The organism is Sphingobium sp. GW821-FHT02B05 (assembly GCF_059421905.1).
The window spans coordinates 430,837-447,057 of record NZ_JBWKVW010000002.1 but is presented as its reverse complement, the minus strand read 5'-3'; the positions used below and the strand labels follow the sequence as shown (position 1 = coordinate 447,057).

Sequence of the window (16,221 nt, the reverse complement as noted above, 5' to 3'; positions counted from 1 at the left end):
GCGGGATGCGCGGCCATCAGAAGCGATAACCGACGCGGAATTGAATACGGCGCGGCAGGGTCATCAGATTGGCCGCATACCGGCCATCGGCCGGGTCGAGCGGGTCGGTAATCTGCCCTGTCGCAGGGTTGATGCTGTTGTTGAAGAAGCCATCGAATCCGCTGAAATTCTTGTTGTTGAAGACGTTCAGCACATCGACGGCGAAATTGACCTGATCGTTTTTGCCAAAGAGGGGAAAGGTCTTCGTCAAAGTCATGTTGACTTCGCAGAATGCAAAGACGCCCTTGATGCAGTTTTTCTTAGGGTAGCGGGCGGTGAAATCGTTCAGTCCGGAGGACGCGCCGTTCGTCCCGTCCGTGACGGCGTAGGCTTCGCCCGAACCCAGCGTGGTCAGTGTGGAGAATTGGAAGCCGAGCGGAAGATCGACGATACCCGATATCACCAGACGATGACGTTCGTCGCCCGGCGACGCGCGCCAGCCATAGGAATCCGGCGTCGGCGCGTCCAGGCTGAACAGGTCGCCGCCATTTTTCTCCGACTTGCTGAGGGTATAGGCGACGTTCAGGCCCCATCCAGACTGTTTGGTATAGTTTTTGTCGAGCGTGAAATAGAGCGCCTTGTAACGGGTATCGAGCCCGTCATAGCCGATCAGCACGTTGGAATAGCCTGCCGCGCGGACTGCCGCGAGCGAGGCCGCATCGCAGCAACTGCCGAAACCATCCCCGTTCCGGGTCGCAAACAGGTTGGTATAGCCATTTCGCCCGCGCTGATAGGAAGCAGTGAGCGAGGTTTCGAAAATGCCGATACGTTGGCGTACGCCCAGCGAGAACTGGTCGTTGACCGGCGGCTTGGCGTTGTTCTTGACGGCGAACAGTTCGGGCAGGCCAACATCGGGATTGGCATTGACCAGGGCGAGCAACCCATCGCGGGTCAGATAGGCAGGATCCCACGCGACCGTAGGCTGGCCGTCACGCGGCAGGCCGTCGGCCGAGAACCGAAACAGGCCGATCGGGTTAATCGTACGCGACAGTTCATCGACCGTATTGTTGAAATTGTTGCGGTCATAATAGCGGCCGGCACCACCGAAGACGACGGTGCTGCGATCGCCCTTGATGTCCCAGGAGAAGCCCACTCGTGGGGCGAAGGCGCCCTTGAACGGGCTGCGGTCGTTCCCGTCGCTGATATAGTCTTCGGGATTGAAATAGGATGTCGTCGGCAATCCGCGCAATGCCGCCGCTGCGGCAGCAGGCGTGCGATATTTATTGTTGAACCCATTGCTTTCATGATCCCAGCGCAGGCCAAGGTTCAGTTGCAACCGATCGGTGACGTCCCAGTCATCCTGAATATAAAAGCCCAGTTGCGTGTTCGACGATTGGATCAGGCCTGAACCCAGGCCGAGCCGCGCTTCAGCCGGGAAGGCGAAGTTCAGATTATTGTTGGGTTCCCGGCGGAAATAATAGCGGGGCTGGATATAGGCCTGATTGTCGAAACTGATGTCGGTGAATTCGACGCGCGCACCGAACTTGATCGCGTGGCCGCTGAACCCGGTATAGGTCAGGTCGTTCCGGAAGTTATAGCTTTGCTGCACTTCGCGTCGCGTCGAATCCTTGCCGCCGAACAGGATCACGCCCTGATAATCATAGGCAGGCAAACCGGGGTTGATCGCAACCGGATTGAATGTGTAGTTCAGATAGTTGGCACTGAACTCATTGACCACGCTGTCGTCGTCATAGGTCCATTTGAACTGATAGGTGTCGACTACGTTGATCTTGTTTTCGGCATATTCGTAGGACACATTGTCGCGGAATCCCTGCACGTCGGTTTCTTCACGACGACTGTAGGACAAATCGAACGTCTGATTTTCGTTCGGGGTCAACGTCAGCTTGCCGAAGTAGAAATCACTGCGGAACGGGCTGACGAACGCACCTTCGAAATCGGAAATGCGCCGCCCGGAAAATTGTTCGAATTCGTTGATCGCGTCGGGCGAACCGTTGGACTTCACATTGAAGGCGCGATCCTGATCATTGCCTTCATAAGCCATGAAGAAGAACAGCTTGTCCTTGATGATCGGACCGCCCAGCGACGCGCCATATTGCTTGCGCTCGAACGCGGGCTTGGCATTGCCGTCGCGCTTGTCGAGATAGCTTTTCTGCGTGAGCGATCGGTCGGTATATTGGCCGAATATCTCGCCATGAAACTCATTGGTGCCGGATTTGGTGATGGCTGTTATGACCGCCGCGCCGGCCTGCTCATATTCGGCCTTGTAATTCTGCGTGATGACACGGAATTCCTGGACGGCGAGCTGGCCGAAAGGGTTGCCACGGCTGTTTTGCTGCCCCGCCACGCCGCCCTCGCGAAGCTTGTTCTTCAGGCTGACGCCGTCAATGAACACGTTGACCTGGCTGGCGGGAGACGCGCCCGAAGAAAACCCCTTGTCGGTTTCCGAATCCTTGTATCGGACCCCTGGCGCCAGTGCCGCGAAACTCAGGAAATTGCGATCGGTCTGCGGCAGGACGCGGATCTGCTCCTGGCTGATATTGGTCGCGATTTCGCTGGTCCGGGTCTCGCGCAGGCGGCTGCCGGTGACGACGATCTGGCTGCCGGCGCCATCGTCGGGCGTGGCCGCTGCCGTGTCGGTGGCTGGCGTGCCCAATCGGGCATCGACCGTGGCGGCCTGGCCCACGCCGACGGCGATATCCTGTTCGAACGTGCCTTTGTCGGAACCGGCTACAGCGATGCGATATGTGCCGGCGCGCACGCCGTTCAGGATATAGGTGCCGTTGGCGCCGGTGGTCGCCGTCTGGGCGCGGCTGGTTCCGGCGCTGGTCAGAGTCACGGTCGCGCCGGGCACGGGCGCACCAGCGGAGTCCGTCACCCGGCCGCGGATGGAGGCTACCGTCGTCTGCGCACTGGCCGGCGCAGTCATTACGACGATGCTGCTGAGCGCGGTGGCACTTGCAAGCAAGAGGCGGATCGCGTTCGTGTTTTTCATGGCATCTGTTCCCCTGTCTTATCCCCGTTCCCATCGGGGTGGTCGTTACGTTGTTGTTTGTTCGTGCTGTTGCGAACAATGAGGCTGGGATGTCTAAGTTCCGTCTGCGGAACGATTTCTCCATCGATGATCGCAGAAAGGCGGTTAATCGCGCGCGCACCGAGATCGGCGATATCGACCGCCATGGTCGTGAGGCCAGGGTTGATCAGGCGCGCCAGCGGAATATTGTCGAAGCCCGCAACGGCGATCTGTCCTGGCACATCGACGCCCATGTCGCGCAGCGCGACCAGCGCACCGATCGCCATCATGTCGTTCGCGGCAAAGATCGCATCGACGTCGGCCTGCTGCATTTGCAGCCGTTGAACCGCGAGATGGCCTGACTCTTCGTCGAAATTGCCGGGCAAGATCAGGGGAACGAGGCCGGCCGACATCATGGCTTCGCTATAGCCCCGCGCGCGTTCGGTCGCCTCGATATTGCCTTGTGCTCCGGCAATATGCACGATGGAACGACGGCCGGTCGCAATCAGATGCTCGACCATCGTGCGTGCGCCGGCGGCGTTGTCGATCCGCAATTCGGGCCGGCCCTGCCGGTTTTCCGGGCCGTTCAGCAAAATCGCCGGAATGCTGACGGGCAGATGCGCAAACAGCAGATCCGGATCGATATGCGGCGCCATGACGATCAGTCCATCGACCCGCCCACGCATATTGCGTAGCGCCTCTATCCCATCGCCCAGCCCCATATGCATGTTCGACAGCAGCAGGTGGCGCCCGCGCATCGCAGCCTCCCGTTCCATGCCGCGCAATATTTCGGAGAAGAACTCGCCATGCAGATCGGGCAGGACGACGCCGATCACGCCCGTCCGCGCCAGGCTCAGATTGCGGGCGCCGGCATGGGGAACATAGTTGAGCTTGCGAGCGGCCGCCTCGACCCGTTCCTTGAGTTCCGGGCGAACGTTGGGCAGGCGATTGAACACGCGCGATACGGACGCGACCGAAGCGCCGGCTTCGCGTGCCACGTCGCGAATCGTCGCCTGTCCGATAGCCTTGCCGTTCATCCTCTGCCCTTATCTTCTGCTTTTTTGCCGACATGGCTTGCCGATCCATCTTGTAACCGGTTACAAGAAACCAAAGGATACTGCAATAGGATGGCGAACCGGTGCTCGATGACATCGGCCACGCCTCTAAATTTAGGAGAAAGACATGCAGCCCCGCTCCTCGATCTCGCGTCGTGCGATACTCCTCGGCGCCGGTGCGGTGGCGGCCTGGGCGTCGTCGCCGGCGCGCGCGTTGCTGGCGCAAGCAGGGGATGGTGGCGTGGCATCGGCCGATCTGGACGGATTGATCGCCAGGATGACGGTCGAGGAGAAGGCGGGGCAGGTCACGCTGATGGCGGCGGCGTGGGCCGGTGGGGCTGCCAATGCGCTCAATCCGACATCGCCTTCCAAATCCAGCTTTCAGCAGCAATTGGCAGATGTGCGCCGCGGGCGGATCGGCGGCGTTTTCAATGGTAACGGTGCGGAAATGGCGCGCCAGATGCAATTGGTCGCCACCCGGAAATCCCGGCTTAAAATTCCGCTCATCTTCGCGGCCGATGTCATCCATGGTTTCCGTACCGTCTTCCCCATGCCGCTGGCCGAAGCGGGCAGTTTCGACCCCGCCCTTGCCGAACAGACCGCCCGCATCGCCGCGGTCGAGGCGACGGCGGCCGGTATCGACTGGAACTTCGCGCCGATGGTGGACATTGCCCGCGATCAGCGCTGGGGGCGCGGAATAGAGGGCGCGGGCGAAGATGTGTTGCTTGGCCGAATCATGGCCGATGCGCGGGTGCGCGGCTTCCAGGGTCGGTCGGGCCTTACGGCGGACGATGCCATGGCCGCCTGCGCCAAGCATTTCGCCGCCTATGGCGCGGCCGAAGGCGGGCTGGATTACAATAGTGTGGACGTGTCGGAACGGACGCTGCGCGAAATCTATTTTCCGCCGTTCCAGGCCGCGCTGGATGCGCAGGCTGCAACCGTCATGGCGTCCTTCAACGAATTGTCCGGCGTGCCGGCAACCGCCAATCACTGGCTACTGACCGACATATTGCGTCGGCAATGGCGTTTCGATGGCCTGGTCGTATCCGACTATACGGGCGACTTCGAACTGATCGACCATGGCTTTGCCGCCGACGAGCGGGAGGCGGCCAAACTCGCTTTCCTCGCGGGGGTCGATATGTCGATGCAATCCGGCTTCTACATCCGTCATCTGCCCGATCTGGTGAAGGCGGGCGAAGTCCCCATGGCGCGGCTCGACGAAGCGGTCCGCCGCGTCCTGACGCTCAAGGCCAAACTCGGCCTGTTCGACGACCCCTTCCGCCGGATCGACCCGAAGCGGGAGAAGGCGCGGGTCCGTACGCCGGAGCATCTGGCGGTCGCGCGCGACGCGGCCAGAAGGTCGATCATACTGCTCAAAAATGAGGAGAATCTGCTGCCTCTGCCGCGATCGGGCAAGCGGATCGCGCTGATCGGCCCCTTCGTGCAGGGACAGCGAGAACTGATCGGGCCGTGGAACGTCTATGGCACGGACGCCGATGCCGTCGATCTGTTGAGCGGGATGCGGGCCGTGGTCGCCGACCCGCAATCCGTTGTTGCAGTGGATGGATCGGGCATTGAAAAGCCGATTGCCGGCGGGATTGACGCCGCCGTCGCTGCGGCGCAGGACGCCGACATTGTCGTGCTGGCAATTGGCGAAAGTCAGAAAATGTCGGGCGAAGCGCAATCCCGTACCGATATCACCATCCCTGCAGCCCAGATGGCGCTGGCCGAAGCTGTCGCGCAGACCGGCAAGCCGGTCGTCATATTGTTGCGCCATGGCCGCGCTCTCGCCCTGCATGGCGTGGTAAAGGAAGCGCCAGCCATATTGGCGACGTGGTTCCTGGGGTCCATGTCCGGCATGGCGATCGCCGATATTCTTTTCGGCGTGGCCAGCCCGTCGGCGCGCCTACCCTGTTCCTTCCCTTATGAAAGCGGTCAGGAACCGCTTTACTATGCGCATAAAAATACCGGCCGCCCCAACCCGCCCGGACCGCGTCAGGACTATAAGGCCCATTATCGCGAAGCGCCGAACGCCGCCCTTTTTCCCTTCGGTCATGGCCTGACCTATGGGGAGATTGTTTATACGAAGCTCGACATGGGCGCCGGTCGGCTGACGGCGGGTGGCGAGTTGACCGTCGTGGCCAGCATCCGCAACAGCGGCCGGTATGAGGCGATCGAGGTCGCGCAGCTTTATGTACAGGACATCACCGCCAGCATCACCCGACCGGTACGTGAGCTCAAAGCGTTCCAGCGCGTCGCGCTAAAACCGGGCGAGACGCGACAGGTCCGCTTCACGCTTAAGCGCGACGACCTGACTTTCCTGGGGCAGGATATGCAGCCGACCGTGGAGCCAGGCAAATTCCGCCTCTGGGTTGCGCCGTCGGCTCAAGCGGAGGGGGTTTCGGACATGTTCGTGCTGGTCTGACCTGAGCGGCCGCGCAGCGGGTTGAAAGCCATGATCGCTGCGCCTGCCGCAATGGTCGCCATGGGACCGGCGATCATCAGCCAGGTGATGGCCGCGCGCGCCGCGCCATCGGGCGTGCCGCCTCTATAGCCCCAATGGGCATAGGCCATTCCCAGCAGCAGTGCGGCCAGGCCCATGCCGATCTTTTGCACCAGCATGAACAGGCTGAACGCCGTCGCCTCCACGCGAAAGCCGCTAATGCGTTCGCCATGGTCCACCGCTGTCGGCAACATGGCCCAGGCCGCCAGGTGAAATCCGCTCATTGCCGCCTGCAATATGGTCAGGGTGACGATCGAGACGAGGATGCCCGGCGTTGTTGGCCAGAAAGCGAAGCCGGCAAGTGCAGACATTCCGCAAGCCGCCGCAATCAACCAGCTGGCCCGTGCCCCCACGACCATCGCCAAGGCCGTCCACAGCGGCACCGCCACTGCACCGGTCACGCCCATGACGGCCAGTGCTTGTTTGCCCGCGCCTGGGGCTGAGAGAATATAGGTGAAATAATAGAGCACCGAATGGCCGATGATCGCACCGGCCATGGTGACACATAAGGTGGCGGCGCCCAGCATCAGAAAGGGGCGGTTGCGGAATAAAGCGCACACATCCCGCCGAACGGTCCGTTGCGCGGCCTGTGGCTTTTCGACAGGCACCCTTTCCGGCACGCGCCAGACCACGGCGGCCAGAACGCAGGTCGCTACCAGCGCCAGCAGCAGCGCCATGCCGTCATAACCCGCCCCTCGTACCGGCATGGCAAAGGCGACAGTCACCGCGCCCAGCGCGCCAAATGTCATGCGCGATCCCGACATCAGCGTCCGGTCCGTCCCATCGCCACTCACCCGCGTGGACCAGGCCGCATAGGGAAGGTTGACGAGCGCATAGGCAATGCGGAAGGCCAGATGCACGGTAAGAACGAGCGTGAACAGCCGTCCACCCGATAGCGCCGGCTGCATGAACAGCATCATGAACAGCACGGCCAGTGGCGCCGTTCCCCACGCCACGATCCGTCGATACCGCATGCGCCAACGGTCTGCCGCCAGCCCGATCGCGAGATCGGCCAGTCCATCGGCAAAGGCGCCCGCAACCATGATGATCCCCGCCCGATCCGGCGTCAGACCAAGCCGGTCGGTATAGAAAAAAAGCAGATAGAGGCTGACCGTCTGCCAATAGAGATTGAACGCATAGTCGCCTGCGCCAAAAGCCACGGCTCGCACCGGATGCGCCGCTTCAGCGCGCGGCAGGGGATGGGCGGAACCGGGCATCTCCCCCCTGATAAGCCGACGATCCGCTTTTGTCAGGACCGTCCGTTTAGCGCCGGGCTTCGAAGATGGAAATACGCCGGGACGACTTCAATTCCACCGCCGATTGCAGTTCGCGTTGCAACATGGCCAACATCCAGGCGCGATGCCGGACTATGAAGCCGGGAAAGTCGTCCGGCCTGGCCGGATCGAAGACCGGCACGGCCCAATCTGCATTTTCCTCCATATATGGAATGACCGACTGCTTCGCGCCATCATCGGGCAAGTCGACATGACGGCCCAGATAGCTGTTGTCCTTGAAACGGATATATTCGACCGGCGCGAACCCTGCCTGGATCAGATAGTCCGGACCGTTGCGCCCGATCTCGCTGCCATAACGGGCCGTGCCCGCCACCTTGAATATATTGCTGGCAAAGCGGACATCCCGTGCCCAACCATCCCAGTTGGTTGCTACGATCATCTGCACATCCATGCCTTTGCCGACATGGACGATATTTTTTTCGACAAGCGCGTCCGACACATTTCCCGACAGCTGGAAGATGCGCGTACCGTCGTTGCGGCTGACATTGTAGCGCGCGACCGTCCCGCGATTACCCAGATTGTCCTTCTCGTTCCGCTTGGGGGAACAGATGAGCAGGAATCCGCCGGCATTGTCGTGACTATAATTGTAGAGAAGGGTGGTGCGCCGCGAATTGAAGTCGGAATCGAAGCCCTGCCCGTCATAACGGGTGCGGGTATAGGCGGCCTCGTTCAGCTGGATCAGGCTGTTGTCCGTACTCCATTGCCAGATGCCGGCGCTGTAACCGGGCGCTCGGCTGCCGGCATAGCGGACGATATTATGTTCGATCAGCGTGCCGTCGGTGCCCCGCGGCACTATGCCGTCGCCACCGACATCCTCGACATAATTGTCGCGGATCACGACTTTATCGCTCGGAAACCAGTTGCTGAACGTCACCCGGTCGCTGATCCCGGCGATACCGGATCGATCGACGCGCCACACGATATTCCGCTCGATGATCAGGTCGCGAAAGCGCGTGGCGAGTTTCTGCCCGGTCGCGCTGAAAACGATGCCGCCATTATCCTTGCGCGCGTTGGTGCCGCGCACGTCATGCACATACATGTCCGTTACCCGAATGCCGCGCGTAACGCCGCGATCCTGCGCGGAGATCAGGACGCCATATCGCGGCGCAGGATCGCTGGCATCGTTGGTGACTTCCAGACCCGCAATCGTGACATATTCCGCGTTGATGATCGCCACGCCATGTGGGGATATGCCACCCACATCGATGCGTGGACGCGGTCCTATGCCGGTTGCGGCGATGGTGATCGGCGCATTGGCCCTGCCAGATCGCGTAATGGTGAGCGGCTCTTTCCAGGCCGAGCCCGCCGCCAGCAGCAACTGGTCGCCCGGTTGCAGGGCGACGTCCCTGATCCGCGACAATGATTTCCACGGCTGCGCATCCGACGTGCCGCTGAACCGATCGTCGCCCTTGACCGAATTGAAATAATAGGTGGTGGCGAAGGCGACGGATGGGGTGCTGACCGCTGACAGACAGGCCGACAGGACAGCAGCGCCCCAGAATTTAACCAACGTCCCAACCCTTGATTTACTGCATGATCCGCCGCCGCTTTAGCGACACGGCGCTGAACGGAAAGTGAAACATATATCAGCCAGCGACAATGTCTCCGGCTGCCGGATGCAACATGCAGGCCAGCGTTCCGCCCAGGACCAAAGCGCCGGCAAGCAACAACGGGCTCGTCAGCCCGCCATGGGTGACGAGCAGCGCTCCGATGGCGGCGCCCAGGAAGATGGCGACGACACTGCCGATGCGGCGGCCCCAATTGGGGTTGCTCCCTCCCGCAAGCGAGGAGTCCGCAGCCAGGCCGGTTACCGTCAGCGTCAGCACGGTGGTCGTCAGGTCCGGCACCTTGAGCTGGCGAATGGTCGCATTGCGAAATCCCATGGCCAGGCCAGTGAGCGCGATGATCGCATAGAGGCTGGAGCCCGGCGATTGGGCCGGGACATCGAAGCCTATGGACACACCGGCTGCGATCCATAGCAGGATCGCCTCGACAAGGGCGGCGACCAGCAGCCAGCGTCGCAACGGCAGACCGGCATGATATTTGCCGATCCGGCCGGCCGCCAGCGCCCCCACCAGGAAGGCCGAGATCGCGACCAGATAGGGGGCGACTTGAAAGCCCGGCGTACCGACGGCGGCAAAGCCCAGAAAGACGATGTTGCCCGTCATATTGGCGGTGAACACCTTGCCCAGCCCCAAAACGCTGATCGCATCGACCAGGCCGGTCGTTACGGACAGCAAGAGCAGGAGCCATGGCAGGGGGGAAGGGCTTTTGGCAGGCGCAGTCATGAACAGTCTCCAGATGGGATCATGCGGTCGATCCTATGGACAAGCGGCAATTGCATGCAGTCGAATAATATGCGTGATTTCGTTCCAAAATATGGAATAGATCAAAAGCGAAAATTGCTTTCCAGCCCCAGCATGGTGATCGTCTTGGCCGGACCGGTATCGCGGATGAAGGGGCCGGGCGCGAAGGCGGAGAAGGACGTCGATATTTCCCACTCCGCCGTCGCCTGCCAAGCGATCGTAATCTCTGCCTCCTTGCCGATGAAGCGGGCGTCACTGCTGCCAGCCGCGCGGATCAGATTGCCGGGAATATCATAGACGCCATCATCCTTGCTGGAGCGCCAATAGGCCATGGCGGCAAGGCTGGCCGATATGCCGTCCCCCAACGCACCACTGATACGCGGGTTGAGGCTGACGATATTGGTGGGACCGACGGGCGACAATTCGCCGAAATATTTACCCTTAGGGAAAAGCGCATTGAAGGTGCCGAGGCGGCCGTCGCCGGCCTTCCTGTCGCCGCTTACGATGTTGAAGCGTAGCGTCGCGTCGGGCGCCAAAGGCAGATTGGGGAAACTACGGCCGACTTCGGTGCCCAGCGTCCAGGCGGCGATGCGCTGGCCTTTGAAATGACCGAATTGATAGACGCCCTCGACATTCCAGTGCCAATTGCCGCGCCCGCCATAGGATCGCAAACCGATGCTATGGCGCAATTCGCGCCCCTCCACCCCGCCGAAACGAGCGGCACGATTGCGATAGCCCAGATAATAAACGTCGAATGTCAGCAGCGTGGCATAGGCACCCCAAAGCGCCTTTGTACGGGACGTCGCATCGTCGAAACTGCCAGCGTCAGGCTGCACCGGCCTCATCGCAAGCAGGCTGACGGTCGCCTGGCCGACCCTGACGTCGGCGCGCGCACCATCGAAGGCAAGCGGCACATTGGGACCATAGCGGGTACCGATCAGCCTTTCGGTGCCAAGCGACAGCATCTGCCGTCCCGCGCGCAAGGTGACGGGCCCCAGATCGACTTCGCCAAAGGCTTGGAGCAGATCGACCTGCGTCTGGTCGATCGGACTGGCGGAAGGTGCCACGCCGATCGCATAAGCCGCGATTGGCTGAACGAAGGCACGCATCTTCCCGACATGCAGGTCGACATAGGGCATGGCCCGCAGCCAGAGATAATGATCGTCCGGTGCATCGGCACCGCCCCAGAGATTACCGTCGTAACTCTCGCGGCGCGCGCGCAATTCGATCCCGGTGGACAGCCATGCATCGTCGCCCAGCGGCACATATTTCAATGGACCGGTCCAGTGATGGGCGCGCTTTTCGGCATCTGCAAGATCGGACCAATCCTCGTCATAGCGGGTGACGCTCAGCGTCGGCGCCTGCCACGCTTCGCGCTGCTGGGCAGCGGCCGGGACCGGCAGCGCCAGCAGCGCGAGGCAGGACAGGAGGCATTCACGCATCGGCCCGCTTCCGGTCTGCGATCATCGCCACGAGGATGAAGCCGCCGATCAGCCCGATATGTTCGAAAAAAGCATTGGTGGCCATGAAGCGCTCCCGCCCGACGGGCATCGCCCAGAAGGCATTGGCCGTGAAGGCGGCGAGCAGGGTGAAGACGCCCAGCATGCCAGCACCCAGCCATACCAGCCGACCAGACAGGATCAGCAGCGGGCCGAGCAGCTCCAGCGCGATGGTCAATGCCGCCCGCAAAGCTGGCGGACTCATGCCGAAATGGGCCTGCTCGGCAACGGCACCCTGCCAGTCAGTCAGCTTGACGATGCCACCCAATATATAGGCGCTGGCCAGCATCAGCCTGGCGAGAAACCATGTAGGGCGCCATGCAAGAAGGAGGGAGACGAAGCGGGGGTTTACGGTCATGACACTCACTTCCCGACGATGCTGTGTATTTCGGCGATATAGTCGCCGGGGAAACGGACGATCGCGGATTGGCGGCCGCCTTCTTCATGGGGCGGCACCAGCGTTTCGACGCCGGCTGCCTTGGCCTTGGCCAATGTGGCGTTCAGATCAGAGACCTCATAGCCGGTCACGTCACGGCCATAGGGCCAGGGTAGTTGTCCGTCCGACACGATGACGCTCATCTTGCCATAGCCCGACGTCAGGCGGATGCGGCGATAGCTTTTGCCTGGCTGGCTGATTTCCTCGCCCGGGGCTGATTTTTCGTCCGACGCGATTTTGGCATGCGCGAAACCAATCCATTGTTTCACGAACAGATTGGCGGCATCGGCCGTCAGGTAGATGCGGTTTTCCGGTACCGTTTTCAGCGCGGGATAGTTGGGTTTGACCGTATGCCAATACAGCTGCATGTTCACGCCGCCCGCCCATTGGACCACGACATCACGGCCTATGGGATCAGGAAAGCTGGTGATGAGGCGGGTGGCGCCATGCTTCAGGGCAGAAGCGACTGCCGCGTCCATGTCGCTCACCAGATAGCCTGTCCGCTCCGCCCCGAAAGGATAGGGGACAGGTGTCAGGAAACCGAAGACGGAAACGGTGCCGGCAGGTGTCAGCGCAAGCTGCGACTTGGTCTGGCTGGCTGTGGGCGTCACCTGGAACACGCGCTGCTTGCTGATCGTGCCGCCGAATGTAGCGGTGAAACTGGCGATGAAGCGGTCGAAATCTTGGCGATCGACATAGACATGGGTGGTGTCATATTGCGGGCCGACCGCATAGTCGGTGCTGGCGGCAGGCGCCGCTTTTGCGGGCGCGCGGGCAGGGCTGATGGCGACCCGCGCGGTCGCCATCATCAGGGTGATGCGGTTCATGTCATTGCTCCGGTTGGAGAGGGTCAGCCCTCTTGGTCGATGGTGCCGGACCGGTCTAAGCGCAGAATTTATGCGGATCGATCCGAATAATTTCGACGATCATATTCCATATTCTTGAAATGCGCAGCTGCCCCCTCCTTGCCGGGAGAGGGCGGCTTTGCGATCATACGGCCCAGCAGCCGCAGCCCAACGCACCCCAGAAGCTCTGCACATCTGCGGCGGGCACATTGGCACCCAGCGCTACGGCATGATCATGGCCGTGGACCCCGCAGGATGAGGCGCAACCGCAGGCGGACGCCAGCTTTTTGGCTGTATCGCCCCGGCGATAATGACCGCCGAAGGTCGCGACCGGGGACCAGTCGGGCATAGCCTTGGGCGCGACCGGCGCCAGCGGGCCAAAGTCGCCCTCGCCATAAACGATCTTGCCGCCCAGCACGGTCAACACCGAGCGCAGATGAATAATCTCGTCCTCCGGGACGGAGAAATAATCGTCGGACAGCAGGGCAAGATCGGCAAGTTGCCCTTTCTTGATCTGGCCCTTCTTGCCGACCTCGTTCGAAAACCAAGTGTTCTTTTCTGTCCAGAGGCGCAGCGCGGTCTCGCGGTCCAGCCGGTTGCGCACAGGATAAAGCGCCAACCCGCCGACCGTCTTCGACGTCACCAGCCAGCTTAGCGAGACCCATGGATTATAGCTGGCGACGCGCGTGGCATCGGTACCGGCACCCACGGGCACGCCGGCCGCCATCATCCGTTTGATCGGTGGAGTGGCTTCGGCCGCCTTGGCCCCATATCGTTCCACGAAATATTCGCCCTGAAAAGCCATGCGATGCTGTACCGCTATGCCGCCGCCCAGCGCCGCGATCCGGTCGATATTGCGCTCACTGATTGTTTCGGCATGGTCGAAGAACCAGTTCAGCCCCTGCAACGGAATGTCGCGATTGACCTTTTCGAACACATCGAGTGCGCGACCGATCGTCTGATCATAGGTCGCATGCATCCGCCAGGGCCAGCGGCGTTCGGCCAGCAGGCGGATGACCGGCTCCAGATCGCCTTCCATCTCTGGCGGCATGTCGGGGCGTGCGACGCGGAAATCCTCGAAATCGGCGGCCGAATAGACCAGCATCTCGCCAGCGCCATTATGACGATAGCTATCGTCGCCATCGCCCGGCTTCACCTTGGTCGACCAGCTGGCGAAATCCTTCAACTCTTCCTTGGGCTTTTGCGTGAAGAGATTATAGGCGATGCGCAGCGTCAGTTCGCCATCCTTGTGCAGCTTGTCGATGACTTCATAATCATCGGGATAATTTTGCGCCCCGCCGCCCGCGTCGATCACGCTGGTGACGCCGAGCGAGTTGAGTTCGCGCATGAAATGCCTGGTCGAATTGAGCTGATATTCCTGCGGCAGCTTTGGCCCTTTGGCCAGCGTGGCATAGAGGATCGTCGCATTGGGCTGGGCCAGCAGCAGGCCGGTCGGGTTGCCCTGTGCATCGCGGACGATCTCGCCGCCCGGCGGGTTGGGCGTGTTCTTGTCGTAGCCCACGGCCCGCAGCGCGGCCGCGTTCAACAGCGCGCGATCGTAGAGGTGCAGGATGAAGACCGGGGTATCGGGCGCGGCGGCGTTGATCTCGTCGATCGTGGGCAGGCGCTTTTCGGCGAACTGATGTTCTGTAAAGCCGCCGACCACGCGCACCCATTGCGGCGGAGGGGTGTTTTCCGCCTGCGTCTTGAGCATCGCCATGGCGTCGGCCAGGGTCGGCACGCCTTCCCAACGCAATTCCATATTATAGTTGAGACCGCCGCGAATGACGTGGATGTGGCTGTCGATCAGGCCGGGGATCAGGCGACGTCCCCTGGCATCGATCGTCTGCGCATCGGCACCGGCGGCGGCACGCACCGCCTGCTCGCTGCCCACGGCCAGAAATGTACCGTTGCGGATCGCCACCGCCTGCGCCACCGGATTTTCCCGGTCCAGCGTCGTAACCTTGGCATTGATGATGATGATGTCTTTTCCGGTCATGGCAAGGCTTTCCGTAGCGGTCAGAAGTGCGGTGGTGGCGGCGCTGGCAAGCGCCTGGCGGCGGGTGATCATGCGTCATTCTCCGGAGGGAGGCTATGGGCCCAAGGCGCGATCAGGCGGTGGGCGATCGGCAGCATCTGCTCGCCCAGCAATATCCCCGCCAGTCCGATCAGGGCGATGATCGGCGGCGCGGGCGATCGCACGCCCATCAGGCTGTAGGCGATGCCGACCAGCAATCCGGCGCCAAGCGAAAGAAGATAGGGTTTCATGGGCGTGTCCTTCGGCAGGGAAGGGAGGGGGGAGCCACGATCAAGCGGCTCCCCGACGATGCTTAGTGGGCGCCTTCCGACGCACCGAACATGGTCTTGGCATAGGTGATGCCCAGGCCGTAGGCGCCGCCCCACTTGCGGGCAACGCCCGTGGTCATGTCGTAGCTTTCGGTCCGCGCCCAGTCGCGTTGCAGTTCGAGCAGATATTGCAGCGCGGTGACGGGCCTGGCACCGGCTTGGATCATGCGCTCGACGGCGCGTTCATGCGCTTCGTCCGATATGTCGCCGCTGGCATCGGTAATGACATAGGCCTCAAAACCCTGTTCGATGGCGGACAGGACCGGGCCGACGATGCACACGCTGGTCCACAGTCCGGCGAAGACGATGCGATCCTTGCCGATACGGTTGACTTCTTCGATGACGGCGGCGTCTTCCCAGGTGTTCATCGACGTGCGGTCCAGCATCGGCTGATTGTCGAAGGCTTCTGTAATTTCGCTGAACATTGGGCCGGAAAAGCTCTTTTCGGCGACGGTGGTCAATATGGTAGGGACGTTGAACCCCGCCGCGGCGTTGGAAACCAGCGCAGCATTGTTGCGCAACAGTTCCGGGGCGATCGACTTGGTGGCAAAGGCCATTTGCGACTGGAAATCGATCAGCACAAGAGCATGGTTGGTGGGCGACAGCAGGGCTTTGGCGGGGGTCGGGGTGGCAGTGATGGTCATGGCGAACGTCCTTCCTGAAATTGTCTTGTGCCCGTCCGTTCGGGCTGATGTCGTTCTAGCCACGACCATTAATATGAAACAGGCTGATAAAATGTGCCTAAACATTCTATATTTTAGAAAAGTCAGCTGGTCTGGCAGAGGGCGGAAATCGCCACGCATGGCGGCAGGCCCATATTACCGTCCATCCGAGACGCGGTTGATGTGACCTGCTTCGGGCTCACGCGGTTAAGTTATTAAAAACCAATATCTTATAGATGATGGTCATCTGACGGACGTTCCCTG

At 61.4% G+C, this 16,221-nt stretch carries 12 protein-coding genes and 1 pseudogene; 1 reads left to right on the top strand and 12 read right to left on the bottom strand.

Features of this window, described 5'->3' with window-relative positions:
- Window positions 1-16: 16 nt before the first annotated feature.
- Genes AC07UX_RS11695 through AC07UX_RS11685 form a run of 3 tightly spaced genes read right to left on the bottom strand, consistent with a single transcriptional unit; the run spans window position 17 to window position 4,169 of the window.
- The gene (locus AC07UX_RS11695; protein WP_495192172.1) at window positions 17-2,992 is read right to left on the bottom strand and encodes a TonB-dependent receptor domain-containing protein; all 2,976 of its coding nucleotides are present in this window, start codon (window positions 2,990-2,992) and stop codon (window positions 17-19) included.
- Complete coding sequence (locus AC07UX_RS11690; protein WP_495192171.1) at window positions 2,989-4,047, bottom strand: LacI family DNA-binding transcriptional regulator; 1,059 nt, start codon at window positions 4,045-4,047, stop codon at window positions 2,989-2,991. The genes AC07UX_RS11695 and AC07UX_RS11690 overlap by 4 nt, the downstream gene beginning before the upstream one ends.
- Window positions 4,044-4,169 (bottom strand): hypothetical protein, encoded by a 126-nt coding sequence (locus tag AC07UX_RS11685; protein ID WP_495192170.1) that lies wholly within the window; start codon window positions 4,167-4,169, stop codon window positions 4,044-4,046. Before AC07UX_RS11685 ends, AC07UX_RS11690 begins: the two co-directional genes overlap by 4 nt.
- A gap of 23 nt (window positions 4,170-4,192) precedes the next feature.
- Between AC07UX_RS11685 and AC07UX_RS11680 the strand changes: the two genes are divergently transcribed.
- Window positions 4,193-6,490: a glycoside hydrolase family 3 N-terminal domain-containing protein gene (locus AC07UX_RS11680; protein ID WP_495192169.1), complete on the top strand. Its 2,298-nt coding sequence runs from the start codon at window positions 4,193-4,195 to the stop codon at window positions 6,488-6,490.
- On the opposite strand, the gene AC07UX_RS11675 is transcribed toward AC07UX_RS11680, so the two are convergent.
- The 9 genes and pseudogenes from AC07UX_RS11675 to AC07UX_RS11635 form a co-directional block, all read right to left on the bottom strand.
- Complete coding sequence (locus AC07UX_RS11675) at window positions 6,451-7,785, bottom strand: MFS transporter (protein ID WP_495192168.1); 1,335 nt, start codon at window positions 7,783-7,785, stop codon at window positions 6,451-6,453. The genes AC07UX_RS11680 and AC07UX_RS11675 overlap by 40 nt on opposite strands.
- A 46-nt stretch (window positions 7,786-7,831) precedes the next feature.
- The gene (locus AC07UX_RS11670; RefSeq protein ID WP_495192167.1) at window positions 7,832-9,373 is read right to left on the bottom strand and encodes a right-handed parallel beta-helix repeat-containing protein; all 1,542 of its coding nucleotides are present in this window, start codon (window positions 9,371-9,373) and stop codon (window positions 7,832-7,834) included.
- A 76-nt stretch (window positions 9,374-9,449) separates the two neighbouring features.
- Window positions 9,450-10,151: a YoaK family protein gene (locus AC07UX_RS11665; protein ID WP_495192166.1), complete on the bottom strand. Its 702-nt coding sequence runs from the start codon at window positions 10,149-10,151 to the stop codon at window positions 9,450-9,452.
- 101 nt (window positions 10,152-10,252) lie between these two features.
- Window positions 10,253-11,611, bottom strand: a complete 1,359-nt coding sequence (locus AC07UX_RS11660) for an alginate export family protein (RefSeq protein ID WP_495192165.1) — start codon at window positions 11,609-11,611, stop codon at window positions 10,253-10,255.
- Complete coding sequence (locus AC07UX_RS11655; protein WP_495192164.1) at window positions 11,604-12,026, bottom strand: DoxX family protein; 423 nt, start codon at window positions 12,024-12,026, stop codon at window positions 11,604-11,606. The genes AC07UX_RS11660 and AC07UX_RS11655 overlap by 8 nt, the downstream gene beginning before the upstream one ends.
- Window positions 12,027-12,031: 5 nt before the next feature.
- Window positions 12,032-12,931 (bottom strand): VOC family protein, encoded by a 900-nt coding sequence (locus tag AC07UX_RS11650; RefSeq protein ID WP_495192163.1) that lies wholly within the window; start codon window positions 12,929-12,931, stop codon window positions 12,032-12,034.
- A 163-nt stretch (window positions 12,932-13,094) separates the two neighbouring features.
- The gene (locus AC07UX_RS11645) at window positions 13,095-15,020 is read right to left on the bottom strand and encodes an amidohydrolase (protein ID WP_495192162.1); all 1,926 of its coding nucleotides are present in this window, start codon (window positions 15,018-15,020) and stop codon (window positions 13,095-13,097) included.
- 41 nt (window positions 15,021-15,061) lie between these two features.
- Window positions 15,062-15,217 (bottom strand): annotated as a pseudogene (locus AC07UX_RS11640) (DUF1427 family protein); the annotation flags it as partial.
- Window positions 15,218-15,279: 62 nt separating this feature from the next.
- A complete protein-coding gene (locus AC07UX_RS11635) occupies window positions 15,280-15,939 on the bottom strand; it encodes a hydrolase (RefSeq protein ID WP_495192161.1) in 660 nt (219 codons plus the stop codon).
- Between the last annotated feature and the right edge of the window lie 282 nt (window positions 15,940-16,221).